This is a genomic window from Hyalangium minutum (assembly GCF_000737315.1).
In the GTDB taxonomy this organism is placed as follows: Bacteria; Myxococcota; Myxococcia; order Myxococcales; family Myxococcaceae; genus Hyalangium; species Hyalangium minutum.
This window is the reverse complement of record NZ_JMCB01000003.1, coordinates 890,027-914,521: the sequence shown is the minus strand read 5'-3', so window position 1 is coordinate 914,521 and position 24,495 is coordinate 890,027. Positions and strand designations below refer to the sequence as shown.

21 protein-coding genes are annotated in these 24,495 nt (G+C 66.6%); 11 read left to right on the top strand and 10 right to left on the bottom strand.

Annotated features, from left to right (window positions below; all coding sequences use genetic code 11):
• Window positions 1-4 precede the first annotated feature (4 nt).
• Window positions 5-148, bottom strand: coding sequence for an MYXO-CTERM sorting domain-containing protein (locus tag DB31_RS51535; protein ID WP_420806678.1), 144 nt, complete (start codon window positions 146-148; stop codon window positions 5-7).
• Window positions 149-430: 282 nt separating this feature from the next.
• Between DB31_RS51535 and DB31_RS10250 the strand changes: the two genes are divergently transcribed.
• From DB31_RS10250 to DB31_RS10240, 3 genes are read left to right on the top strand one after another with little or no spacing between them, the layout of a single operon-like run.
• Window positions 431-1,498, top strand: a complete 1,068-nt coding sequence (locus tag DB31_RS10250; RefSeq protein ID WP_044185780.1) for a DUF2169 family type VI secretion system accessory protein — start codon at window positions 431-433, stop codon at window positions 1,496-1,498.
• Window positions 1,499-1,540: 42 nt separating this feature from the next.
• Window positions 1,541-2,005: a DUF4150 domain-containing protein gene (locus DB31_RS10245; protein ID WP_044185778.1), complete on the top strand. Its 465-nt coding sequence runs from the start codon at window positions 1,541-1,543 to the stop codon at window positions 2,003-2,005.
• A gap of 30 nt (window positions 2,006-2,035) precedes the next feature.
• Window positions 2,036-2,545, top strand: coding sequence for a DUF6484 domain-containing protein (locus DB31_RS10240; RefSeq protein WP_044185776.1), 510 nt, complete (start codon window positions 2,036-2,038; stop codon window positions 2,543-2,545).
• Window positions 2,546-2,566: 21 nt separating this feature from the next.
• On the opposite strand, the gene DB31_RS10235 is transcribed toward DB31_RS10240, so the two are convergent.
• Window positions 2,567-3,361: an Imm49 family immunity protein gene (locus DB31_RS10235; protein WP_240486617.1), complete on the bottom strand. Its 795-nt coding sequence runs from the start codon at window positions 3,359-3,361 to the stop codon at window positions 2,567-2,569.
• Window positions 3,362-3,403: 42 nt separating this feature from the next.
• Between DB31_RS10235 and DB31_RS10230 the strand changes: the two genes are divergently transcribed.
• Window positions 3,404-3,826 carry a hypothetical protein gene (locus tag DB31_RS10230; protein WP_063769202.1) on the top strand — a complete coding sequence of 141 codons (423 nt, stop codon included), beginning with the start codon at window positions 3,404-3,406 and terminating at the stop codon, window positions 3,824-3,826.
• 18 nt (window positions 3,827-3,844) lie between these two features.
• On the opposite strand, the gene DB31_RS10225 is transcribed toward DB31_RS10230, so the two are convergent.
• The 4 genes from DB31_RS10225 to DB31_RS50415 all read right to left on the bottom strand — a co-directional run bounded on the left by DB31_RS10225 (window position 3,845) and on the right by DB31_RS50415 (window position 7,382).
• Window positions 3,845-4,468: an Imm43 family immunity protein gene (locus DB31_RS10225; RefSeq protein ID WP_044185772.1), complete on the bottom strand. Its 624-nt coding sequence runs from the start codon at window positions 4,466-4,468 to the stop codon at window positions 3,845-3,847.
• Between the two features lie 22 nt (window positions 4,469-4,490).
• Window positions 4,491-5,345, bottom strand: a complete 855-nt coding sequence (locus DB31_RS10220) for an AHH domain-containing protein (protein ID WP_044185770.1) — start codon at window positions 5,343-5,345, stop codon at window positions 4,491-4,493.
• A 5-nt stretch (window positions 5,346-5,350) separates the two neighbouring features.
• Window positions 5,351-6,484, bottom strand: a complete 1,134-nt coding sequence (locus DB31_RS10215) for a hypothetical protein (RefSeq protein WP_240486648.1) — start codon at window positions 6,482-6,484, stop codon at window positions 5,351-5,353.
• 85 nt (window positions 6,485-6,569) lie between these two features.
• A complete protein-coding gene (locus DB31_RS50415; protein ID WP_240486616.1) occupies window positions 6,570-7,382 on the bottom strand; it encodes a hypothetical protein in 813 nt (270 codons plus the stop codon).
• A 456-nt stretch (window positions 7,383-7,838) separates the two neighbouring features.
• On the opposite strand from DB31_RS50415, the gene DB31_RS10200 reads away from it, so the two are divergent.
• On the top strand, window positions 7,839-9,203 hold the full coding sequence (locus DB31_RS10200; protein ID WP_044186214.1) for a TIGR02270 family protein: 1,365 nt from the start codon (window positions 7,839-7,841) through the stop codon (window positions 9,201-9,203).
• Window positions 9,204-9,221: 18 nt separating this feature from the next.
• Here the strand turns inward: DB31_RS10200 and DB31_RS10195 are convergent, their stop codons facing one another.
• Entirely contained in the window at window positions 9,222-11,489 is a 2,268-nt protein-coding gene (locus DB31_RS10195; protein ID WP_052419847.1) for a type VI secretion system Vgr family protein, read from the bottom strand.
• 118 nt (window positions 11,490-11,607) lie between these two features.
• Between DB31_RS10195 and DB31_RS45940 the strand changes: the two genes are divergently transcribed.
• The 5 genes from DB31_RS45940 to DB31_RS44665 all read left to right on the top strand — a co-directional run bounded on the left by DB31_RS45940 (window position 11,608) and on the right by DB31_RS44665 (window position 21,156).
• Entirely contained in the window at window positions 11,608-15,030 is a 3,423-nt protein-coding gene (locus tag DB31_RS45940) for a type VI secretion system Vgr family protein (protein ID WP_063769200.1), read from the top strand.
• A gap of 15 nt (window positions 15,031-15,045) precedes the next feature.
• Window positions 15,046-15,528: a hypothetical protein gene (locus DB31_RS10185; RefSeq protein ID WP_044185766.1), complete on the top strand. Its 483-nt coding sequence runs from the start codon at window positions 15,046-15,048 to the stop codon at window positions 15,526-15,528.
• Window positions 15,525-15,773: a hypothetical protein gene (locus DB31_RS10180; protein ID WP_044185764.1), complete on the top strand. Its 249-nt coding sequence runs from the start codon at window positions 15,525-15,527 to the stop codon at window positions 15,771-15,773. The genes DB31_RS10185 and DB31_RS10180 overlap by 4 nt, the downstream gene beginning before the upstream one ends.
• 42 nt (window positions 15,774-15,815) lie before the next feature.
• Window positions 15,816-16,322 carry a DUF1993 domain-containing protein gene (locus DB31_RS10175; RefSeq protein WP_044185762.1) on the top strand — a complete coding sequence of 169 codons (507 nt, stop codon included), beginning with the start codon at window positions 15,816-15,818 and terminating at the stop codon, window positions 16,320-16,322.
• A gap of 694 nt (window positions 16,323-17,016) precedes the next feature.
• Complete coding sequence (locus DB31_RS44665) at window positions 17,017-21,156, top strand: Ig-like domain-containing protein (protein WP_240486615.1); 4,140 nt, start codon at window positions 17,017-17,019, stop codon at window positions 21,154-21,156.
• Here DB31_RS44665 and DB31_RS10160 read toward each other — a convergent pair.
• Together DB31_RS10160 and DB31_RS10155 are read right to left on the bottom strand one after the other, a co-directional pair.
• Complete coding sequence (locus DB31_RS10160) at window positions 21,147-22,043, bottom strand: pirin family protein (protein WP_044185758.1); 897 nt, start codon at window positions 22,041-22,043, stop codon at window positions 21,147-21,149. The two genes, DB31_RS44665 and DB31_RS10160, sit on opposite strands and share 10 nt — an antisense overlap.
• Before the next feature lie 48 nt (window positions 22,044-22,091).
• Window positions 22,092-23,216 carry an alkene reductase gene (locus tag DB31_RS10155; protein ID WP_240486614.1) on the bottom strand — a complete coding sequence of 375 codons (1,125 nt, stop codon included), beginning with the start codon at window positions 23,214-23,216 and terminating at the stop codon, window positions 22,092-22,094.
• 19 nt (window positions 23,217-23,235) lie between these two features.
• On the opposite strand from DB31_RS10155, the gene DB31_RS10150 reads away from it, so the two are divergent.
• Window positions 23,236-24,204 (top strand): AraC family transcriptional regulator, encoded by a 969-nt coding sequence (locus DB31_RS10150; protein WP_240486613.1) that lies wholly within the window; start codon window positions 23,236-23,238, stop codon window positions 24,202-24,204.
• On the opposite strand, the gene DB31_RS10145 is transcribed toward DB31_RS10150, so the two are convergent.
• Window positions 24,201-24,404: a hypothetical protein gene (locus tag DB31_RS10145; RefSeq protein WP_052419844.1), complete on the bottom strand. Its 204-nt coding sequence runs from the start codon at window positions 24,402-24,404 to the stop codon at window positions 24,201-24,203. The genes DB31_RS10150 and DB31_RS10145 overlap by 4 nt on opposite strands.
• Window positions 24,405-24,495 lie beyond the last annotated feature (91 nt).

Sequence of the window (24,495 nt, the reverse complement as noted above, 5' to 3'; positions counted from 1 at the left end):
GTGGTCAGCGCAGCCACTGGCGGCGCGGGGAAGTCAGGCGGGCCAGCAGTGCCAACCCACCCAGCAGCCAGGAGGCATCGCCTGAGCCTGCAGCGCAGTCACAGCCGCCCGGATCCGGAGGCTCGGGTGTGTCAGGGGTGGTGTCCACCGTGAAACGAACCGGGGTGGACGCGGAGCTGGTGCCTCCCGTGTCGCTGACGGCACCGACAGAAGGTGTCGGTGGGCTGGTTGGAGGGGTTGGGCGGAGTCGAGGTGATCGCAGTGTCAGGCACCGTCACATCGATAAGCCAGGAGAAGGAGGCCGGAGAGGGGTCCACGTTGCCCGCCGTGTCGCGTGCCCGCACCTGGAAGGAGTGGGTCCCCTCGGCAAGGCCGTCATAGCGGGCGGGGTTCACCCCAAGAGCGTCCGGTCCTTGGTAGAAAGAGGCCCATGGGGCATCCCACCTCCGAGAACCGTACGCCCTTCACCTTCGAGCCACTCTTCCTCGCGGATGAGGAACTGCGCCCGCTGCTCGTACCCGTGGTGAAGGCCACGTTCGAGATCAGCCCTCAGGGCAAGCTTTCACTGGCAGAGGAGCAGGAGCCACTCGAGCTGTCCGGCACGAAGTGGGACGGCTCGGACGAGGCCAGCGACAAGTACGAGCCCGAGGGCGCCTTCTTCAAGCCCGCCACGGACGTGGTCCTCGTGGGCCACGCTCATGCCCAAGAGAAAGGCACTCGCGAGCTGCTCGTCGCCCTCAAGGTCGGGGCCCTGCAAAAGGGTGTGAGGGTCATCGGCGATCGGGCCTGGTTCAAGAGCATGGGCAGCATCGCCATGACGAAGCCCGCTCCCTTCGAGCGCATCCCTCTCCGCTATGAGCGTGCCTTCGGCGGCTGGGATCGCAGCAACCCCGACGCCGCGAAGCACCATTTTGAACCTCGCAACCCCGTGGGCACCGGCTTCCGCGCGGCCGGGAGCCGCTTCGAGGAGGGCGTGCGTCTGCCCAACCTGGAAGACCCGGTGCAGCCCATCGAGGAGTGGGGAGACCGCCCCGCGCCCGTGGGCTTCGGCTTCATCGGTCCGAACTGGCAGCCTCGCGCCGCCTTCGCTGGTACCTACGACGCGGCCTGGGAGAAGTCGCGCAAGCCGCTGCTCCCGAGAGACTTCGACCGGCGCTTCCTCAACGCCGCGTCCCCCGGCCTCATCGCTCCCGGCTACCTCCAGGGGAGTGAGCCCGTCGTCATCGCCAACGCTACCCCCGAGGGCCGGCTCGCCTTCAGTCTCCCCGGGCTTCCGCCCCCGCAGGTCGTGGTCTACCGGAAGCGCGAATCGGACGAGGATCTCGAACTGCGCCTCGACACCGTGATCATCGACACCGACGCGATGCGCCTGGTCCTCCTCTGGAGGGGGATGCTCGTGCTCGCCCAGGAGCCCACCGAAGTGGAGTCCATGGTGGTCACCTGTGAGGGTTCGGAGCGGTGGGGACCTCCCCAGGCATCCGGCGAGCAAGCGGAGTAGAATGAAGGGCCACGGGGCCGCGTGGGGCCCAGAGAGTCCGAGATGAGCACGAGCGTCGGCGTCAACAAGCTGTCAGTGGTGAACCAGGACACGAACGGGAAGACCATCGCCTTCCCGGACGTGTGCAAGACGCCGAGCCCCGGCGGGCCCATTCCCATCCCGTACCCGAATATCGCCCAGTCCTCGGATACGGATAAGGGCACCAAGAAGGTGAAGGTGGACGGCAAGCCCGTGTGCATCGCGGACTCCAACTTCAAGATGAGCACGGGCGACGAGGCGGGCACCGCGGGCGGTGGCGTGGCCTCCAACAAGACCAAGGGCAAGGCCGAGTTCGTCAACTACTCCTTCGACGTGAGCTTCGAGGGCAAGGGCGTGGCCCGCTCCTTCGATCTCATGCTCCACAACGACAAGAACACGCCGCCGTTCCCCGTGCTGCAGGCGCCCGTCATCGGCCTGGGCAAGTCCGGAGATAAGCCCAAGTGCCTCCTCTGTGAGAAGGAGCTCTAGCCCCAGTGCGAGGGCCGGGAAGGCACGGGCATGAAGAAGCGTGAGGCCGGACACAAGAGTGGACAGGCCCTCGAGGAGCTCATCCGCGAGCCTCGGGTTGGCTCGGTCGTGGGCGTCACGAAGGACGGCTCGCCCCGGGTGGATTACCCGGGCAACACGCGAGGCCCGCTCGCCGCTCGGGTGTCCGCGTCGATTCCCTCGGACGTCCTGGTGCGCGCCGCCGAGCAGCACCAGCAGGCACTCCTCTTCTTCGAGAACGGCGATCCTGGGCTGCCCATCCTCGTCACCCTTTTAGCCACGCCGAGCGCCACGCCGCTCACGGATGCGGTGCTCGCGGAGCCCGCGGCCTCGATGCCCGAGGAGGCGCTCGTGGACGGTGAGCGGGTGGTGATCCGCGGCCAGCAGGAGGTCGTCCTCGAGTGCGGCAAGGCCAGCATCACCCTGCGCCGGGACGGGAAGATCGTGCTGAAGGGCGCGGAGATCCTCACGGCCGCCTCCGGGCTGCAGCGCATCAAGGGCGGCAAGGTTCAGATCAACTGACGCATCCCGTGCGACGCGGGTTCACTTGCTGGCGGTGCGCGCCGGGATGGCCCAGTCATCCGCGTACTTCGCCGCCATGGGGACGCGGGCGAGGGGAGGGCAGTACTTCAGATCCGCGCCTTCGAGCGGAATGCCCGCCCGCTCCGCCAGCCGCAGCAGCGCCAGCCCCTCCAGCCAGAGGAAGCGGTGCGGGGCGAACGCGGTGACAGGCGTGCCGAACTCCTGGGCCTCCTTCTCGATCCGGACTTCGTAGTCGAGCCGAGCGGCCTCGAAGGCCTTCGCGAAGCCGGACGAGGACTGGGTGAGCAGCGCCCGCGCCAGGGCACAGCGGCTGCCGTACTCCTTCTTGTTGAGCTTCTCCAAGCGGGCGATCAGCGGCTCCACCCGCGAGGCCGGAGGCGGCTTGTGGTGCGCGAGCTGCTGGAGGATGACGGCCCAGAGGAACTCGTCCTCGTACTCACGCACCTCCGCGTGCAGCCAGGTAGAGGTGGAGGCCGCGGCGATGGCGTCCGCCTGGGGGAAGTTCCCAGCGGCGAGCGCGGCCAGCAGGGGCATGTTCCACGAAGCGGGAGGAGGGGTGAGCTGACGGGCCTGGAGCAGCTCCAGGAGTCGGCGGCCGTTCTCGGCGGCGCGGCACAGGTTGAGGAAGAAGCCCTGGGGGTTGCCATCCACCAGCAGCGTGGCCACGGCGATGGTGTGGAGGCTCAGGAGGATGTCGTTGACCTGGGCCAGCAGCGTGTCGCGATCCGCGCCGGGCCGGAAGTCGTCCATGAGCCCTTCGAGCTTCATGGCCGCATCGGCGCGGAGGGATTTCATGTTCGGCATGTATGCTCCAGGGCCTGAAGGGGGAGCCTACCCATGTTCGAAGCCAACTGCTTGAAGGAGAAGCCTGCGGACATCGTCGCGCGGGTGCTCCGAGAGAAGACGCCCTGCTTCCTGTCCGCTCGGAAGGGAGAGCAGGGCGTGTTGCTCCCGCTCGATGGCGTCCTGGACGAAGTGCTTCAGCTCCACCCCCAGATCCTGGATGCCCAGGTGAAGGATCTGAAGACGGCCTCGGAGATGCCCATCTACTGCATGCAGGTGGGACTCTCGGGAGGGCGGGACGCCATCCGCTTCCTCGATGGGAAGGACCGGCCCGTGCTGGCGCTCGTGAACGTCAAGCGGTTCATCCGCTGGCTGGAAGAAGACCCCGAGCCTCCCACACCGAAGCGCAAGGCGAGCCCGGCCCGGAAGAAGGCAGCCAAGCCCCGGAAGGCGGCCACGAAGCGCAAGAAGGGGTAGGCGCCTGGGTCCGCCCGGTCAGAAGGTGATGCCGCCGTCGGGGTCATCGAACTCCGCGCCTCCCAGCTCCAGGCCATCCCAACCCTCGGCCTTGAAGAGCTGGTAGTTCGTCACGCCTTGCTTCTCGAAGGCGGTGCGGACCTTGTCGTCGATCACGATCAGATCGGGCATGTTCGTCGCGCGGAAGAGGTGAGCCCCCTTGTCGACGGCCTTGGGCTGAAGCACCAGCTTCTTGATCCGGGAGATCTCGCCTTCGATCAGCGAGTCCATGACGACATCCGACTTCTTCATGTCGATGATGTCCTGGGTGCCGACAGGGTTGAGGATGAAGTAGTCCTTCGCGGCCACCGCGCCCTTGTGGTCCTTGATGGAGACAGGCAGGAACTCGAGCTCGGGCGTCTCCAGTTGCTCCAGGATGGCGCGCACCTTGCTGGAGACGTAGAGCGCGTCGTCGAAGTTGAAGACGAAGTCGAAGAGCTCGCGCCGGCTCTTGAACTTGTCCGCAAACTGGACGGCCGCGTTCTTGGGGAACTCCTTGGCCAGCCGCTCGCCCTTCCCATAGCGCCACGCCTTGATCTTGCTGCGGGGGAAGCCCCCGAGAACCGCCCCTTGGTTCGGAACCTTGAGGATCCAATAGGCCATGTGCCCACCTGCTCCCGATCAGTCAGTACAGCGCGCCCCACTTGAACTTGGTCTTGCCGTCCTTGGTTTCGTAGCGGACGTTCACGTCCACGAGCACCTTGCCGGCCAGCACCGCATTCACGCTCCTGCGTCCTAGCGCGATGAGGAACTCCCAGCACTGGTTCTCCAGGTCTTGGAGCTGCTCGAACACCTTCTCTTTGAGCTTTTCATGCTTCGCCCCTTTGTCGGCCAGCTCCTGAAGCTTCTTGGAGAGCTTGCTGAGGGCCTTCATCACCCGGGCGGTGTATTCCGGATGGTCTCCCGGGTGCTGGATCAACCGGTGGACAGGAACAGCCCAGGCCTGATCCGGCAAGTCGATCATGTTGTGCCCGTGGTTGATGTTGTAGTCGGACTTGAGGATGATCTGGCGCTGCGCCGCTGTGAAGCAGAGTGTGCCGTTGAGCTCGAAGTAGAAGGCCGAGCCCGGCAGCATGTGGTGGGCCTCCCAGACATAGGGGAAGCGCTGTCCGGCCTTCTTGCCCTTGTACTTGGCCGAGGGGTTGAAGTTCTCCACCGGGCCGCCCGGGAACTTGAAGTGCTCCAGCTTCTTCCGGTTGATGCGCTTCACGTGGTGGTGCGAGAGGTCCTGGTACACCTTGTTCCGCCCGCCGTTCGTCAGCAGGTAGTCGTGCGCCCGCTGGGCGTACTTGTCGCCCTTGCCCAGCACGCCCTTGAGCGGATCGTCCGTGCTCGCGTGCGGCAGGCCCTTGGCCTTCGCCTTGGCCTTCGCCTTCTTCTTCTTGGCCTTATCGGCCGCGTACTTCCGATCCAGGCTCGCGTGATAGCTGTCGTGGATCTTCTGGGAGTACGCGGTGTTCTCGACGACATCTGGAGGCATGGGGATTACCGCCGTGAACGGCCGGGAGCCGAGGGCTCCTCGGAGGAGAAGTGGAGGGCTGCGCGCTCGCCCGTGTCCGAGGACGAGAGCACGAGAATAGAAGGAGCAGGGGCGTAGCCTCGCTGGAAGGCCCGGAAGGCCACGGCGGCGCCGAGCCCTCCCGAGGCCACTCCCGTGTGGCCAAAGCTCAGGGCGGGCAGCCACGCGGGAGCATCCGTCAGGGAGCGCTCGCGGCTGGCGAGCTGGAGTTGGAGCAAGCCCCACTCGTACGCGCGCCAGTGCTGGCCGTCGTGGTCGGAGATGAGCAGGGGCACGCGGGCCTGGGGCGAGAGAGGCCCCAGCGCGGTGAGGAGGCAGCCCGCGAGCGGCTGAGCATCGGTGGGACGATCCGCCCCGACCGGGTGCGGATCCGTGTCCAGCGCCACGCTTCGGAGGAAGACCGGCGTGCCCTGGGCCTCTGCTCGGGCCGCGGAGGTGGGGCTCAAGAGGAGGGCCACGGCGGCCTCGCCGGGGATGAGGCCCGTGGGGTGGTCCTCGGTCTTGAGCAGCCCTTCGTCGTTGAGGAAGCGCACGGTCTCGGGTGAGGCCAGGCTGTCCACGGCGCACACCAGGGCGGTGCTCACCCGGCGGTTCTTCAGATCCTCTGCCGCGGCCGCCAGGGCCATGCCGAACGCCGCGTTGCCTCCGTGGAAGAGGCGCGCGGGAGGGCCTCGCCATGGGTGTCGCAGCGCCGCGAAGGTTCCCTCCACCACGCGCGCTCCGAGCGCTGCCACGCGCTCCTCGACGGTGTCCGCGTTCTCGTCCTCGGGCTCCTTGCTGGGGGTGAAGCCGCGCGCTTCGGGATCAGGCAGCGCGACGTAGAGCCCCGCCTGTGCATCCAGCGCGCTCAGGTCCGCCCGCGTCGCGAGGTCCGCGAGTGCCTCGGTGAGCAGGGCGATCAGCCGGCCCACTCCGGAGAAGCCAAACGTGGCGGCTGGGAGCACATGGACGGCCACGGTGGCGGGCTCCTCGTCGCCCTGGAAGAAGACCTCGGCGTCCGGAGCTGCGGAGGGCCGGGAGACGCCCGCGCGGAACGCCGCGCACGCCGGGATCAACGGGCCCAGCGAGGACGCCAGCCCTATGGTCTTCACCCATCCCATCATACGTGCCGGTCCACGCGCGTGAGCATAGGGGAGCCCGCAGGTTCCAGCCAGGGTGCCGTGATTATCCTTCCTGCGTCGTCTCTCACTGGGCGGACTGACGCGCGGCGGTCTTTTTCTCTTCTTCCCACTCCTCCAGGCTGCGCGCCACCGGGTGAAGGGTATGCCGCTTCAGCCGCTTGTGGTGCACCGCGAAGTAGTGCTCTCCGGCGATGGCGAGGAAGGAGAAGGGAGAGGCGGGGTGGTGGACCAGCCACGCCTCGGCTTCTTCACGTGTCTTGAATGAAGGAGTGTTGGGAGGAATCCCACGTGCCGTGAGTTCTTCAATATATGGCTCTATCGTAAAATCACGAGACACACCTCGAGAGCCGTCCTCGCGGGAATACCAAGCCAAGTAATACTCATCTCCAATAAGGATGCGGGCCGGGCTGGGAGGTTCTGCCAAACCCTTCAGCCAGATTTCCGCCTCCTCGCGTGTCGCGAAGGAGGCCATGGCGAGCGGCGCATAGTCGAGGCGGTGGGTGAAGAAGTCCTCGAAGTCAGCGGTCTGTCCGGTGTCTGCGAGGAAATTCAGGAGGTTGATGAGGATGAGTGCATGCTTCGCTTGGTCCGGGCCGGGTGCCTCCTCCAAAGCTTTGCGAGCGAGAGCCATGGCCTGTCGCGAGGCTGCCTCTTGGCGTGAGTCCAGAGCGGCGCTCACGTAGGGTGGTGGCGTGGATGGAATCCCCTGAAGATAGTCTTCGAACTGGTAAGCCTGCCCCAACTCAGAGATGAAGGAGAATTGCTCTCTCAAATAGCGCCAGAGTTCGCTTTCTTCCTCCCGGCCGGCGGACATGGCTGAACGCCATCGCTTTCCAGCAAAAAGCGATGCGTTTGAAAGAGGTTCAAAAATCTTCATGGGACGTCCTTGCGAGCCGCGCAGACGGGACTGTCCCAGAGGAGTCCTCCGCTAGCAGCACCAGCGGCACCAAGATGAGAGCACCTCCGGCAGATGCGGCAACCGCCGCAGTGAAGGCGACTCCTGCGATGACGATGACGGTGCCCACGAGAATCTCTTCGCGGTGATTCTTTATCCAATCAACCGCAGGATCGATTGCGTCAAACTCCGCAGCATACTCCGCAGCCCACTCGCCCATTCCCCGATTGCACATATCCGCAAGTTTCAAACAGGACGATTCACACCACCGTCCCTTGTGGATGCGCCACGGCCCCAGGTACGAGCATGAGCGCAAGGCTCGTGGCCAGCACCTCCTGTGCGAGGGACGCGGTTCGCATTGCAGTACACCCTCCTCTGTGCCGGTCCACGCTCGTGAGCATAGGGGAGCACGTGGGTTGCAGCTAGGATGCCGTGACCGTGGCGAAGCCTCCATCACCCCCCGCGTACCGCCGTCCTCCCGTGCCCTGGCACGTGCTGGAAGTCCACCTCGAAGAGGCCACCTTCCTCTGGGCTCAATGGGAGCACGCGCTGTGGGCGCCGGACTACGTGCTGGGCGAGCTCGCTCAGCGCGAGGAGCAGCGCCTGCTGGCCCACATCGACGCGCTCGTGCTCGGCGGCCGGCCGGTGGCCGAGCGGCTCTTGATTCCCGCCATCCAGGGTGAGGAGGTGAGCGCCATCAGCGTGGCGTCCCTGGCGCTGCTCGGCGGTGAGGACGTGGACTGGCAGAAGACGGTGCTTGAGTGGCTCGCCGAGGGCGCTGAGGAACTCATCTCCGGCATCCGGCGCGGTGTGGAGCTGAGCCCGCGCGAGGAGCTCACCCCAGCCCTGTTGGCGCTGGTTCCCACCCTTCCGCCCAATGAGCAGGCCGGGGTGCTCGCTGCCCTGCGCTTCCGTCAGGCGGATGCCAGCGAGGCCTTGGGGAAAGTGAAGCTGGGCGAGGACGTCTCCCTGCGCGTGGAGGCGGTCCGCAACGCCCGCTTTGTCTCCCGGCCACTTGGCGAAGAGCTGGTCCGCTTGGGACTCGGGGACAGCGAGCCCCTGGTGCGCGACGCGGCGCTGGAGGCGGGGCTCGTGCTGGGCAGCCGTCAGGCCTGGACGCGGTGCCGCAAGCTGCTGGAGGCGGGCGGGGAGGTGCCTCGGATTGCCTTGCTCGCACTGGCGCTGGGCGGGGAGGCGGCGGACCTGGAGGCGCTTGGGGCCGCGTTGAAGGATCCGGCGTTGCGTGACGAGGCGCTCTGGGCGCTCGGTTTCAGCGGGCGGCTCACGGCGGCGGAGCTGGCCTTCGAGAACCTTCAGGCGGTGGGCGATCGGCTCGCTGCCGAGTCCTTCGCGGCCATCACCGGCCTGCCGCTCGCGGCGCCCTTCATCGAGGAGGAAGAGGAGGGGGAGGAGGACTTCGAAGAGGAGCTCCTGGAGGAAGAGGAGCAAGAGGCGCCCAAGGCCCCGGTGGCGGAGCTGCTCCCCGGGCCCGAGGTGCTCCCGGGCAAGGTCCGCGTGGACCGGGTGGATCGCTGGTGGGGCGAGGCCCGCAGGCGCTTCGAGCCCTCGGGCCGCTACCTCCGGGGCCAGCCCCTCTCGGCCGACCTCCTCCGCGCCGCGCTGGAGGGTGAGCCGCTGCGCCGCCGCTCCGTGCTGGCATGGGAACTGGCCATCCGCAGTCAGGGCTCATGCCAGATTGAATCCCGCACGTGGACGCACGTGCAGCGGGCTCAGGCCCAGAAGGCCGCGGGCCTGCGCTCGGATCTCCTCTCCCGCTCCTTTGATCGGCTCCTGAACCGCTGACGCCCAGGGGCGCGAGGCTCAGTTGTCGGCGATCTTGCTGCCCTTGATGATGACGTCGCCGCTGGCGGTCACCTCGACCTTGGCGCCCTTGATGACGATGTCCCCGCTCTTCTTGAACGTGAGCGAGGCCGAGCCCACCTTGATGGTGAAGGTGTCCTCGGCCACCAGGCTGATCTCCTTGGCCGACAGCTTGTGGTTCTTCTTCGTCACTTGCTGGAGCATGCCGCCCACCGTGAGCGTCATGTCCTTGCCCACCTCGAGCGTGCGCGACTCGCCCACCGTCTCCGTCAGCTCCTTGCCCACCGTGAGCGTCTTCGAGCCGGCGATCTTCTCCGTCTTCTGCGAGCCCACCAGCTCGGTCTTGGAGCCGCCCACCTCCTCGGCCTTCACCCCCGCCACCGCCACGTTCATCGCCGCGCCCACGCTGATGGCGTAGGCCCCGCCCACATTGAGCGCCTTGGCCAGGCCGATCGTCTCCGCCGAGGCCAGCGCCACCGACAGCGTGTGAGTCCCGCCCACCTCGATGTTCTGCGCGCCGCCCACCGTCTCCGTGTGGTTGCCCGCCACCGTCGTCGTCCGGTTCGAGCGCACCTCCACCGTCTGGTTGCCGCCCACCGTCGAGTCGTCGTTTCCCTGCACCTTCAACGACTGGTTGCCGCTGATCTCCCGGCGCCGATCCTTCGCCACCGTGAGCGACTCGTTCCCGCCGATCGACTGGTTCTTGTCGTTCTCGATGCCGATCTCCATGTCCTTCTGCGCATGGAGGTAGATCTGCTCCTCACCGGCCGCGTCCTCGAAGCGCAGCTCATTGAAGCCGCCACTGGAGGGGCTGGAGTCCGAGCGCAGCGTGCTCTGCGTCCGCTTCCCGGGCAGATCCGTGGGGGGAGGGTTGTGCCCGTTGTACACGCGCCCGGTGATGAGGGGCCGATCCGGATCGCCCTCCAGGAAGTCCACCACCACCTCCTGCCCGATGCGCGGCAGGTACAGCGCACCCCAGCCCGGGCCCGCCCACGCCTGACTCACGCGGATCCAGCACGAGCTCCGGTCGTCGCCCGGCGCCTCGCGGTCCCAGTGGAACTTCACCTTCACCCGGCCGTGCTCGTCGGTGTGGATCTCCTCGCCCGAGGGCCCCACGACGATCGCCGTCTGCGGCCCGGGAATCACCGGACGCGATGTCCGCCGAGGCGGGCGGTAGGGGACCTCGGACGGCATGCACTGGAAGGTGCTGCGGTACGGCTTGCGCCCCGTGAGCCTTCCGTTCGACTGCTCGAAGAGGAGCACCTCAGGTTGATAACCCTCGTGCATCACCGATAGCAGCAGGTACTCGCGGTTCAGCTCGGGCTCCGCGTGGCCCGTCAGCTCGAACTTGTGTCCCGGCATCATCCGCCGGCTCTGGCACTGGCCCCACGCCACCTGCCCGGGAGCCCGCAGCTCCTCCAGGCGGATCTTCGCCACATCCTGACCTGGGCCGGGATCCTCGTATTTGCCCGGGTAGTCGTACACCTCGAGCGCCGTGTCGCCCTTCGAGTCCTGGCTGTCCACCGTCATGTCCAGCGAGGGCCGCACGAAGTCGAAGTCCCGCAGCGCCACTGCCCCGGGGACCACTTCCAGCTTCCCTGCCATGTCGTAGACGCACTCTTCCGTCGCCGCCATGCCCGCCGGATCCCGGAAGGGCAGCGCCGGCTCGCCGAGGATGGGCGTATGCACACTGGGGGAATCCCCCAATACCAGCTCGTGCTCACCCTGTTCGTGGCGGAAGAAATAGAAGATGCCCATCTCCTCCATCAGCCGCGAGACGAAGTCGAAGTCGGACTCGCGGTACTGCACGCAGTAGTCCCGTGGCGAGTAGGAGCCCTGGAGGTCCAGGGTGTACTTCACCTTTCCCGCGTCCAGCACCGCCTGGATGATCTCGGGGATGCTCTTTTGCTGGAAGATTCGGCTGCGGCGGGTATGGCGCAGCTGGTGGAACCGGGGCTCGAGCACCGCGCGGTAGCGGTTGCGCTGTGGCCCGCCTCCCATGTTCCATCGGCTCAGCTCGGAGACGAGACCGTGCAGGTAGCGGATGTCGTCCCCCTGGCGCACCACCAGGGCGGCGGGCTGGCCGAGCAGATCGGCGGCCTCGACGACCATGTCGGATGCGGCGGTGAAGACGAGCTCCACCCGGTACGGGGTGGACAGGCCCTCGCGGGCCTCGAACTCGATGACGGAGAGCTCTCCCTGTGTGAAGGGGCCTGCGGCGAACTCGAACTCAGGCTCGCTGGCGGTCAGGACACTGGCTGGTCTCACCGGAATGCTCCCTTGTGCGCTCGGCAAGGACGATAGATGCCTGCTTCGGGTCCCGTCCATCCGAGGCGGGGCTTCATGCTAGCGTCTCTGCCTGCGTCGCGCTGCCCTGGGAGAAGCTGTGCCGTCAGGACAAGAGACCCGCCGCATCGCCTTCGAGTTCCGCGCGGGGCCCTACACCTCCGAGGAGCTCACCGTGCTCGGCTTCTCCGGGCGGGAGGAGCTGTCGCGCGCGTTCTCCTTCACCGTGGAGCTGGCGGCCGTGGGGCAGGCGGCCATCCAGCCTCGGGAGATGCTCGGGCAGAAGGGCGTGCTGGCCTTGCATGATGTGGTGAATGGGGCCTCGCGCTTCGTCCACGGGATCATCGGCCGGGTGGAGTCGCTGGGCGAGCGGCAGGGGCTCATGCGCTACCGGGCGCTGCTCGTCCCCGAGTTCTGGAAGCTCCGCCACGTGCGCCGCAGCCGCATCTTCCAGCAGAAGAGCGTGCCGGAGATCGTCCAGCAAGTGCTCGAAGAGGCAGGGCTCTCGCACGGCGGGAGCCTGGATGGCAGCTACGCGCCCCGGGACTTCTGCGTGCAGTACCGCGAGTCGGACTTCGACTTCGTGTCCCGGCTGCTCGAGTCCGAGGGCATCTTCTTCTTCTTCGAGCACACCGAGGACGCGCACACGCTGATGCTCGGAGATGGCACGGGCGCGCACACGCCCATTCCGGGGGAGGCGCGCCTGCCGTTCCGAGGGGCTCTGGGCACCGAGGTCAGCGAGGAGCACGTGCTGGGCCTGGAGCGCGTGGCCCGCGTGCAGCCGGGCGCGGTGGTGCTGCGGGACTTCGACTTCGTGCGCCCGTCGCTGGATCTGACGGCGAACAAGGAGGCGTCCAACGTCGGCACGGAGCTGGAGGTCTACGACTATCCGGGCAAGTACGAGGATCCGGGCGCTGGAAAGAACCTGTCGAAGGTGCGGCTGGAGGAGCACCGGCAGGATGCCGAGCGCTGCGAGGGCGAGAGCTCGAGTGTGCGCATGGTGCCTGGCTGCACCTTCACGCTGACGGAGCATCCGGATGCCGCCTTCGAGGGGGACTACCTGTTGGTCGCGGTGGAACACTCGGGCGGGCACCACGCCTACCGGAGCCGGTTCCATGCGCTCCCGGCGGCCGTGCCTTTCCGTCCGCCTCGGCTCACCCCGGCGCCTGTGATTGCCGGAGCGCAGACGGCGATCGTCGTGGGGCCCTCGGGCGAGGAGATCCACACCGACGAGCACGGCCGCATCAAGGTCCGCTTCCACTGGGACCGCGAGGCGCCGGGCGACGACCGGAGCTCATGCTGGATCCGCGTGAGCCAGGCGTGGGCGGGGGCCGGGTGGGGCGCGCTGTACCTGCCGCGCATCGGGCAGGAGGTCATCGTCCGGTTCCTGGAGGGCGATCCGGATCGTCCGCTGGTGGTGGGCTCGGTCTACAACGGCGAGAACCCGCCGCCGGTGCCGCTGCCAGACGAGAAGACGAAGAGCACGCTGCGCTCCAGCTCCAGCCCGGGCGGTGGAGGCTTCAACGAGCTGCGCTTCGAGGACGCGGCGGGGACGGAGTTCATTGCCCTGCACGGCCAGAAGGACTGGGAGATCCAGGCCGAGAACGACAAGACCCAGCGCATCGGAGGTTTCGAGGATCTGACGGTCGCGGGGAACCGGACGCAGAGCGTGCAGGGCAACCAGATCCTGGCGGTGCAGCAGGAGGACGTCCGGAAGATCCAGGGCAACCAGTCGCTCACGGTGATGGGCAACCGCACCACGGACATCTCGGGGGATCACCACGAGGACGTGGCCAACGCGCAGAGCATCACGGTGGCCCAGGTGCTGAAGCTCGATGTGGCCATGGCCTCCATGGAGAACGTGGCGGCGGCCAAGGCGCTGACGGTGGGCGGGGCGTACTCGGTGGCGGTGGGGTTGGGGTTCAACGAGGCCGTGATCGGACTGAAGGCCGAGCAGGTGGGCGGCTCGTTCATCGAGGTGGTCCAGCTGGACCGCGAGGAGAAGGTCGACGGCGATCGCTCTTCGAAGATCTTCGGCGAGTTCAAAACGGCGATCCCAGAAGAGCTCAAGGTGGAGATCGGCAAGGACCTCACCGAGACAGTGAAGGGGGACACGCTCCACGCCATCACGGGCGGGTTCGCGTGGATGGCCCAGGAGATCGAGCTCAAGGCGGACAAGCTCACCGTGTCGGTAGGCGGCAAGGTGGTGCTGACCGTCGAGCAGTCCGGCAACATCCAGTGGACGGGCAGCTCCATCACCGTCGACGGGAGCCAGCTGAAGTTCAAGGGCTCGGAGGTCAAGAGGATCTCCGCGGGCTCGCAGAAGAGCCTCAAAGGCAAGAAGGGCAAGGCCCCGAAGGCGCCCAAGAAGGATCCAGTTCCAGTCCTCAAGAGCCTCACCTGGGACAAGAACAAGGCCGTGCCCAACCACAACAGCGGTGCGCCCCCGGGCGGCGCTGTGCCCGCGGACGCAAAGATCGTCGCGCAGGTGGAGACGGAGAACGTCCCGGCGGGTGCCCGGGCGCTCATCTCCATCCACCACTGCCTCACGGGCGCGCGAGTGGGGGCGCTTACGGATCTGGTGGTGCAGGGCAACAAGGTGGTGGACAAGAAGACGGGACAGCCGCCGGTGTGGACCTTCGAGGCCAAGCACCTGCCGTGGGATCCCTACGACTGCCCGCACTTCTTCTTCCGCGTGAAGCTGTCCCACAAGGGGCTCACGGGCTCCAGCCCGTATGATCTGGGCAAGGACAAGGCGAAGACGCTCCAGGTCGAGTACTGGCACATGGTGGTCAGTGACTCGGTGGCGGATACAGGCCCGGGCGGTGGGCTCACCACGGGCGCGGAGATGAACGAGATCGCCGGTTTGATCCGCGCCAAGGCGCACCACAAGGCGGGGACGCTTGCGCTCAGTGGGGCCACGGTGCCGGTAGCGAACTGGGGTTCGTTGCTGCGCAACACTTACAGCTATCACCACGCCAGCCACGGCGACGTGCAGGATCCGGGTACGGGTGCCAGCCTGCAGGATCCGAAGAACAACAACCCGCCGCACTCGCAGCCTGGTGGGAACTGGCGCAGTGTCATCGTTGCCGTGGCGTCAAGCAACCAGCCCGGCAACACCTTCGGAGAGGCTGACGTCCGCAACAAGACCGCTGTGCCGAGCGTGCCGCGCTACCTCGTCTACGTGGACACGTGCGTGGCGGGCTGGGAGCGGAGCCTGGGCAATGCCTTCGTCAACCGGGGCACTCGCAACTACCTGGCCTTCCGCTGCTACATCCCCGACAACGACGCGCGGGCCATGGCGCGCAACTTCTATACGAAGTGGAGGGACTCGTATCACTTCAACCCCGCGAAGATTCCAGCGGTCTTCTACGACACGGGCGCGCCCTACTATCACAGCATGCGCCCGGTGCTGTTCGGCGAGGGCGGCGGGTCCATCGATCATCCGTTCCTCCAGCCCTTCACTGCGCTGGGGCGGGCCATCGCCGGGTTCGTCACCAGCGTCGTCTCGATGTTGAAGTAGCCCCAGGAAGCCCAGATGGCCTTGTTCGATCTCGACACGCTGCAGAAGAAGGCGATCGAAGACTGCTTGAAGTTCGCCCAGGAGCACATGAACGGGGACTTCGTCGCTGAGCCCATCCCCGTACCGGACGATGCGGCGCTGACGTGGGATCCTATCGAGCTGCGCTACGTGGCGGATCGCTCGATGGTGCTCTGGCGGCGGTATGGCCAGTTCGAGGTGGTGCTCGACGCGGACGATCGGGTCGTGGGCTACGTGGACCACGACAAGTGGGAGAAGTGCCGCTGGGAGCCGCTGACGGACGCGGAGGCGCTGGCCATCGCTCGCACGAGCGGGCTGCTGCGGCCCGGGCTGACGCTGGTGGAGTCCCGCCAGGGAGAGAAGGGGAGCCTGGAGCTTCGCTTCGAAGGGAAGGAGCCCTCGGACGGGCTGCGCGTGTGCATCAACCCCGCGCGGCGCGCCGTCATCTCCATCCTGCCCGTGGAGGAGGGCGCGCGATGATGCGGGAGCAGGCCGTGGCCATCGCCGAGAGCGCCCGAGAGGAGAAGGAAGTACCCCCGGACGCCCGGGTGGAGTCGGCCGAGCTGCAGTACATCGAACTGGGCGAGGGAGAGCCGGAGCAGCCCTCTCCCGTTCGGGATGTCATGGTGTGGCTGGTGCGCTTTGGGATGCCTCGGGGCCGGTGGGTGGAGCTGGCGGTGGATGATCGGCGCGGTAAGGTGGTCCGCGTGCGGCGCTCCCGTTAGATTCCGGCCCGCTTTTCCCCCCCATTTTTTGGAGCCAGCACCATGTCCCTGTCCATGTACCAGGCGTCGATCCCCGTTTTCATCCGCATGCTGGGCAATCTCTCGAAGATCCTCGACAAGGCTGCGGCGCATGCCGAGGCGAAGAAGATTGATCCGGCGGTGCTGATCCGGGACCGCTTGGCGCCCGACATGCTTCCCTTCTCCTTCCAAATTCAGACCGCGACCGATTCTGCAAAGGGATGTGCGGCCCGTCTGTCGGGGATCGAGGCGCCCAGCTTCGCAGACACCGAGTCCACGTTCCCCGAGCTGAAGGAGCGCATCGAGAAGACCCTCGCCTTTCTGAAGACAGTGACTGCGGCGCAGATCGATGGCAGCGAGGAGCGCTCCGTCACCCTCAAGACGAGGGCAGGTGAGCTTCACTTCAAGGGCCAGGAATATCTGCTCCACTTCGCGCTGCCCAACTTCTATTTCCACCTCTCCACGGCCTACGCCATTCTGCGTCACAACGGTGTGGACGTGGGCAAGGCGGACTTCCTCGGCGGCCGGTGAGCTGCTCCTTGCTGAGCAGACGAGCAGGCGGATGGCCTGGGCGAGAACTGTCGCTCAGGCCGTCTCCCCATGTTGACGCGTCAGATGCAAGCGTTGACGCGTCAGTTGACGTAAGTCTGGGCCATTCCGGGGCCAGGCATTGCTCTCATTCCTAACCCTCGCCGGTGCCTCCCCCAGGAGTATTCGCTCCTGGGTCCGTTACTTGCATTGCCTGTTGGCGTACGCGCCGTTCAGCGGCGCTCTTCCGCCACGCTTCTCTTTTGGGGCTCACCCTTTCGGGCTTCACCGGGTGCAGTAGCACTCCCAGCCCGTGCTGTTCTCAAGAGCTGCAAACGCTCTTGGGGAGAGAAGAGAAGCAATAGGTAAGGAGGCAGGCATGCCATCCGCCCTCAGAATCAAGTTGAGAGTGATCGTCAGGCTGATCATCAGTTCCGCACTGCTGTGTTTGGCGTGCGGCCAGGTGGAGAGTGAGGGTCAAGAGCAGCATCCCCAAAGACTCGAGACCCAGGCCCTTCAGGCTCTCGCGGGGGGCAGTCGTGCCGTGAGCACTCTGGCTACGGCCCGCGATTTTCACACGGCGACGTTATTGTCTTCCGGCAAGGTGTTGGTCACCGGGGGGCGTGCCCGAAGCGGTTCTCTTGCCAGCGCGGAGTTGTACGATCCGGCCATGGGGACTTGGATCTCCACGGGTTCCATGGCCACAGCTCGCAGGACCCACACAGCAACGTTGTTGCACTCCGGCAAGGTGTTGGTCACCGGAGGGTACGGCCCCAATGGCTCCCTTGCCAGCGCGGAGGTGTACGACCCGGCCACGGGGATTTGGAGCTCCACGGGTTCCATGGCCATGGCCCGCGAGGCCCCCACGGCGACGCTGTTGGCCTCCGGCCAAGTGCTGGTGACCGGAGGCGAAGACTCAGAGGGTCCCCTTGCCAGCGCAGAGCTGTACGACCCGGCCACGGGGACTTGGAACTCCACGGGCTCCATGGCCACAGTCCGTGTCGCCCACACGGCGACGCTGTTGGCCTCCGGCAAGGTGCTGGTCACCGGAGGCGAAGATCTAGACGGCTCGCTCGCTGGCGCGGAGGTGTACGACCCAGCCACGGGGACTTGGCGCACCGCAGGCGTCATGGCGATGGCCCGTAAAGCCCATACAGCAGTGGTGTTGGCCTCTGGCAAGGTCTTGGTGACCGGTGGCTATGGTCCTGGGGGCCTCCTCTCCAGCGCGGAGGTGTACGACCCGGCCACAGGGGGGTGGACCACTGCGGGCGTTATGGCTACAGCCCGTGAAACCCACACAGCAGAGGTGTTGGCCTCCGGCAAGGTGCTGGTTGCCGGCGGCTATGGCCAGGCGGGCCCGCTTTCCAGAGCGGAGGTGTACGATCCGGCCACGGGTACCTGGAGCACGACGGGCGTCATGGGAACGGCTCGTTATCGCCACACGGCGACGCTGCTGCCCTCCGGCAAGGTGTTGGTCATGGCTGGCTATGGTCTCAGCGGATATCTCTCCAGCGCGGAGGTGTACGACCCGGCCATGGGAACCTGGAGCACCAAGGGCTCTCTGATCGCGGGCCGCCAGTACCACGAGGCGACGCTGTTGGCCTCCGGCAAGGTGCTGGTCACCGGGGGTTTTGGCCCCAGTGGCAATATCGCCAGCACGGAGGTGTATGACCCGGCCATGGGGGCCTGGAGCCCCATGGGCTCCATGAGCACAGCCCGTAGCACCCACAGGGCGACGCTGTTGGCCTCCGGCAAGGTGCTGGTCACTGGGGGATTTAGCGTGGCCGGCTCTCTAGCCACCTCGGAGTTATACGATCCAGCCACAGGAACGTGGAGCACCACAGGCTCCATGACCATGGCCCGTGATGCTCACACGGCAACGCTGTTGGCCTCCGGCAAGGTTCTAGTCACCGGGGGGTACGGTCCCAGCGGCTATCTGGCCACTGCGGAGCTGTATGACCCCGACACGGGGACCTGGAGCACCACGGGAAGAATGATGACGGCCCGTGATACTCACACGGCGACGCTGCTGTCCTCCGGCAAGGTGCTGGTCATCGGGGGCGATAGCTCCAGGGGTGTTCTCACCAGCATGGAACTGTACGACCCCGCCTCGGGAACGTGGAGCAGCGCGGGTGAGATGGCCAAGGCTCGCATGGCCCACACGGCGACGTTGTTGGCCTCCGGCAGGGTGCTGGTCATTGGGGGCCATGGCACCAGCGGCTATCTCGCCCATGCAGAGCTGTACGATCCCGACACGGGGAACCGGAGCACTACGAACTCCCTGTCCTTGGCGCGTGCTGATCACACAGCGACGTTGTTGGCCTCCGGCAAGGTCCTGGTCATCGGTGGCGAGGGCTCCAGTGCCTACTTCGACCGCATGGAACTGTACGACCCGACCACAGGGAACTGGAGCACCACGAACCCTTTGAGCGCCGCACGCGTATACCACACGGCGACGTTATTGGACTCTGGCAAGGTGTTGGTGACCGGGGGCTTTGGCTCCGGGGGCGCCCTCTCCAGCATGGAGGTGATTGACCCAACGAGCCCGACAGTGCTCACGCCCATCAACGGCTCCACGCTCAACAACAACCGTCCGTTCTACAGCGGCACGGCAGAATTGGGCAGCACCGTCACGGTGGTGGTGGATGGCACAGCCCGAGGGACTGCGGGGGTCAATGGCTCTGGAGAGTGGAATTTCACGCAGCCCACGGTGCTGACGGATGGGATTCACACGGTGAAAGCGTACGCGACAGACTCCGCGGGCACCATCAGCTTCGAGTCCACTCCCTATGCATTCACAGTGGACACGCAGCCACCCGGAGCCCCGCAGGTGCTCGAGCCGGCCAACGGCTCCACCATCAAAGACAATCGGCCGATCTATCAAGGGACCGTGGAGGCGGGCAGCACCGTCAGGGTGATGGTGGATGGCGTGGCCGTGGGGAATCGGGTGGCCAATGCTTCGGGAGAGTGGAGTTGCACGCAGCCAGCGGCGCTGGCGGACGGCGTCCACACGGTGAAGGTGCAAGCGACGGATGCCGGGGGCAATACCAGCGCCGAATCCATCGCCTACACGTTCATCGTGGACACCGTGCCGCCATCGTCCCCAGTGGTGCTCACACCGAACAACGGCTCCACCATCAACGACAACCGGCCGACTTACAGGGGGCTGGCGGAGGCCCGGAGCACGGTGACGTTGTGGCTGGGGACCACAGTGTTGGGGACGGCGGGGGTCAATGGCTCGGGGATATGGAACTTCACGCAGCCCACGGTGCTGTCGGAGGGGGAGCACACGGTGAAAGCGTACGCGACAGATTCCGCGGGCAATACCAGCGCTGCGTCCATGCCCTACACGTTCACAGTGGACACGCAGCCACCCGGAGCCCCGCAGGTGCTCGAGCCGGCCAACGGCTCCACCATCAAAGACAATCGGCCGATCTATCAAGGGACCGTGGAGGCGGGCGGCACCGTCAAGGTGATGGTGGATGGCGTGGCCGTGGGGACTCGGGTGGCCAATGCCTCGGGAGAGTGGAACTGCACGCAGCCAGCGGTGCTGGCGGACGGCGTCCACACGGTGAAGGTGCAAGCGACGGATGCCGGGGGCAATACCAGCGCCGAATCCATCGCCTACACGTTCATCGTGGACACCGTGCCGCCATCGTCCCCAGTGGTGCTCACACCGAACAACGGCTCCACCATCAACGACAACCGGCCGACTTACAGGGGGCTGGCGGAGGCCCGGAGCACGGTGACGTTGTGGCTGGGAAGCACCGTGCTGGGGACAGCCAGCACCGATGAAGATGGAGCCTGGAGCTTCATTCCTTCCACGGCTCTCTCCGATGGACACCTCCAAACCGAGCTCACCGCCACGGACGAAGTGGGCAATGTCAGCCTCTCCAAAACCCACCTCGTCACAGTCGACACCGTGCGGCCAGACGCACCTGAGGTGAGTTCTCCTGGGGAGCTTATCAATACCCTGAAGCCCACCATTGCTGGCACGGCGGAGGCCAATAGCACCGTGGCGGTACGGATGGATGGGCAAGAGGTTTGGACCATTCAGGCAGACGCGACGGGATTCTGGAGCGTGACCCTTGAGACTCCGTTGATCGAGGGACTCCACGTCGCCGAGGTGACTGCCACCGATAAAGCCAACAATGTCAGTTCTACCAGGGTCCGTACCTTCACGATCGACTCTCTGGCACCCGAGGCGCCCGAAGTGACGGCGCCTGGAGCACTCGTCAACACACGGATACCTCTCATTGAAGGGAGAGCGGAGGTGGGAAGCATGGTGACGGTGCGGCTGGATGAGACGGATGCAGGCATCGCCATGACAGATGCCACGGGGAGTTGGCGCTTCACTCCGGGGGCGGAGTTGTTCGATGGACCGCATCTGGTTACAGCGATGGCCACCGATGCCGTGGGCAATATCAGTGCTCTCTCTACGGCTCATCCCTTTACCGTCGACACCCAGAAGCCCGATGCACCCGAGGTGGGATTGCCAAGCTCCATCGTCAACACCCCGAAGCCCACTCTGGGGGGGACGGCGGAGGCAAAGAGCACTGTGAATGTGTGGCTGGATGGTCTTTGGGTGGGGACGGTCCCAGCGGATGAGGCGGGAAACTGGAGTGTCAACGTCGACACGGCGCTGGCAGGAGGCCGCCACCTGGTCGTGGCCACTGCCACGGATGAAGCCAGCAATACCAGCCAACCCTCCGCTGAGTACGCATTCATCATCCCCATGAGCCATTACGGCTGGAGTTGCGCTACCGCCCCTGTCCTTCCTCTTTCATGGGCCTTGATGGCTCTGGCATGGGCTCTCCGTGGGCGCCGTCAGGGATAGTTGACCGGTGTATCGCCGTCCTCGGGGAGCGGGATGTACTGCGTCTCCCCGGGGATGCGCGCGAAGCGCTGGTGGCGCCAGTCGCTGGACGCCTGCTTGAGCCGATCCTTCGAGCTGGAGACGAAGTTCCACGAGATGTAGCGCGGGCCCTCCAGCGGCTCGCCTCCCAGCAGCAGCAGCCGGGTGGGCTCCTCGGCGCGCAGCAGCACCTCCGTGCCCCGGTGGAAGAAGGCGATCTCGCCGGCCCGCAGCGTCGTCTCGGTCAGCGTCACCGCGCCCTCCACCACGAAGGCGGCCCGCTCGTCGTACTCGGGGCGCAGCTGCAGCACCGCCCCCGCCTCGAACAGGACCTCGGCGTAGAAGAGCGGGGAGGAGGTCCTCACCTGGGAGCGGGCCCCGAACAGCGAGCCCGCGATCAGCCGGGTGGTGACGCCGCCTTCCTCCAAGAGTGGCACGGCGCTCGCGTCATAATGCTCGAAGGTGGGCGCGCACTCCTCCAGGTGCTTCGGGAGCGCCACCCACGTCTGGATGCCGAACATCCGCCCCGAGCCGCCCGCCCGCGTCCGCTCCGAGTGGACGATCCCCTGGCCCGCCGTCATCCAGTTCACCTCACCCGGGAGGATCTTCTGCTCCGTCCCGAGGCTGTCCCGGTGCACGCCCTCGCCCTCGAAGAGGTAGGTCACCGTCGACAGCCCGATGTGCGGGTGGGCGAGGATCGTCACCTCCCGGTCCGCCGGGTACTCCGCCGGTCCCATCTGATCCACGAAGACGAACGGCCCCACCATCCGCCGCTGGGCCTGTGGAATGGCCCGGCGCACGTGCAGCCCTCCGGGGAGCTCCGCGCTCCGGGCCAGCATCACCAGTTCCAACTCCGGGTCCGTCGACATGGGGCCGCTCCTTGCACTGCTTCGCTGCCGCAGGATGCCACGTCCGGCTCAGTGCAGCGCCGGATAGTCCGTGTAGCCCTTCTCCTCGCCGGTGAAGAAGGTGGAGGTGTCCGGAGGGTTGAGCACGGCCTGCTGGCGGAAGCGCTCCGGCAGATCCGGGTTGGCGAGGAACGGCACGCCGTAAGCCACCAGATCCGCCTCACCCCGGGAGAGCGCCGCCTCGCCCGCCTGGGCGTCATAGCTGCCGTTGACGATGAAGGTGCCGTGGAACGCCTTGCGCAAGAGCGGGGTGATGCGCTGCTCCGGGCTCGGCACTTCCTTGCCCGATACGTGCTCCGTCACGTGCAGGTAGCCCAGCCCCAGCCGGCTCAGCTCGCGGGCCATGTAGCTGAAGGTGTCTGCCGGGGTCGAGTCCCACATGCCTCCGTACGCGTACGGCTGAGGCGAGAGCCGGTAGCCCACTCGCTCCGCGCCCCAGACGCTCGCCACGGCCCGGGTCACCTCCAGCGGGAAGCGCGCCCGGTTCTCGATGCTGCCTCCGTACGCGTCCGTGCGCTGGTTGGAGCTATCGCGCAGGAACTGATCCAGCAGGTAGCCGTTGCTGCCGTGCAGCTCCACGCCATCGAAGCCCGCTTCCAGGGCGTTCTGGGCCGCGCTCCGGAATTGCTCGACGACGCCGGGGAGCTCCTCGGTCTCGAGCGCTCGCGGCGTCACCGTGGGCTTGCGGCCTTGGAACGTGAAGGCAAACCCCCCGTAACCGATGGCCGAGGGCGCCACTGGCAGTCGGCCGTCATGGAAGTCAGGGTGCGAGACGCGCCCGACATGCCAAAGCTGGGCGAAGATGAGGCTGCCCGCCGCGTGGACGGCGTCCGTCACCTTGCGCCAGCCGGCCACTTGCTCGGGCGAGTGCATGCCGGGCGTGCGGATGTAGCCTACGCCTTGAGGGCTGACCTGGGTCGCCTCGGTGATGAGGAGCCCGGCCGAGGCGCGCTGTGCGTAGTAGTCCGGGGCGAGCGGGCTGGGGACGTTGCCCTCCGCCGAGGCGCGGCTGCGAGTCATGGGGGCCATGACCAGGCGGTTCTTTAGCTCGAAGCGGCCCAGTCGGTACGGAGTGAACAGGTGCGAGATGTTTGTCATGGCCAGGAAATACCCAGGCCGATATGGACGTGCCATGTCACCCAGTCCAAAAGAATTGACCGATCGTCCAGCCGAGCCGGACGGGCAGCCTGCGGATGTACTGGCGGAGGTGCTGGACACGATGCGGCTGTCCACGCACATGTATGGCCGCTTCGAGCTGTATGCGCCGTGGGGAATTCAGTTCCCGCAGCGCCCGGGGGCTCACATTGTTCTGATTGCGCGCGGTGGTGCTCGCTTGGAGGTCGAGGGGCGCGAGGGAGGCGTCGTCCTGTCGGCCGGGGACTTAGCGCTGCTTCCGCATGGCGGGGGGCACACGCTGCGCGATACGGCGGGGAGCCCGTTGCATGTGCTGGGGCAGGGCGAGTGCAAGCGGGCCCGGGGGGTGGGGCCGATACGGCTGGGTGGGGAGGGGGCGCGCACGTCCTTGGTAGCGGCCTCGTTCCGGTTTGGGGTCGAGCCTCAGACGCCGCTGTTCAATGCACTGCCGCCGCTCATCCACATCACCGCGGATGATCCGGTAACGGCGGGCTCGCTGGCGCCGACCGTACAGTTGCTGCTGGCGGAGAGCGCGTCGAACAGCCCGGGAGCGACGGTGATCATGAGCCGGCTGGCGGACATCTTGTTGGTGCAGGCGCTTCGGGCGCACGTGGCGGGAGGGAAGTGCGAGGAGCACGGGCTGCGGGCGCTGGTGGATCCGCAGATTGGCAAGGCGCTCGCGCTGCTTCACGAGCGGTCCGCGGAGCCGTGGACGGTGGAGAGCCTGGCGGCGGCAGTGGCGCTCTCGAGGTCCGGGTTCGCCGCGCGCTTCACGGCGCTCGTGGGAGAGCCGCCCCTGGAGTACCTGGCGCGGTGGAGAATGACGAAGGCGGCGCAGCTGCTGCGCGAGAGCCACGTGCCGCTGAGCGAGGTGGCCGAGTACGTGGGGTACAGCAGCGAGGCCTCGTTCAACCGGGCCTTCAAGCGTTGGGGAGGGACGGCTCCTGGCACATACCGGCGCGATCAGCGGCGGGGAACAGTGGGCTAGGGGCCCGTCTCCCTGTGTGGAAGACATCGAAGGGCTACGCGCCGGGCGTGCTCAATGCTGTCGAGCATTTGTTGCCGCTCGAGATCCTTGGGGACGGCGACGATCACCTCGAAGGGCGCGTCCGCGTAGCTCAGGTCCAGCGTGAGCCACTCGCGCGCCTCCGCGACAGCGCGCCACCATGCTCTCCGAGAGCGACCCACGCCTAGCCCCCCAAACACGGAATGTCGTTGACCTGATCGGGCCAGAACCCATTCGCTTTGCAGGTTTGCCAGCAGGAACGGCAGAGGGTCT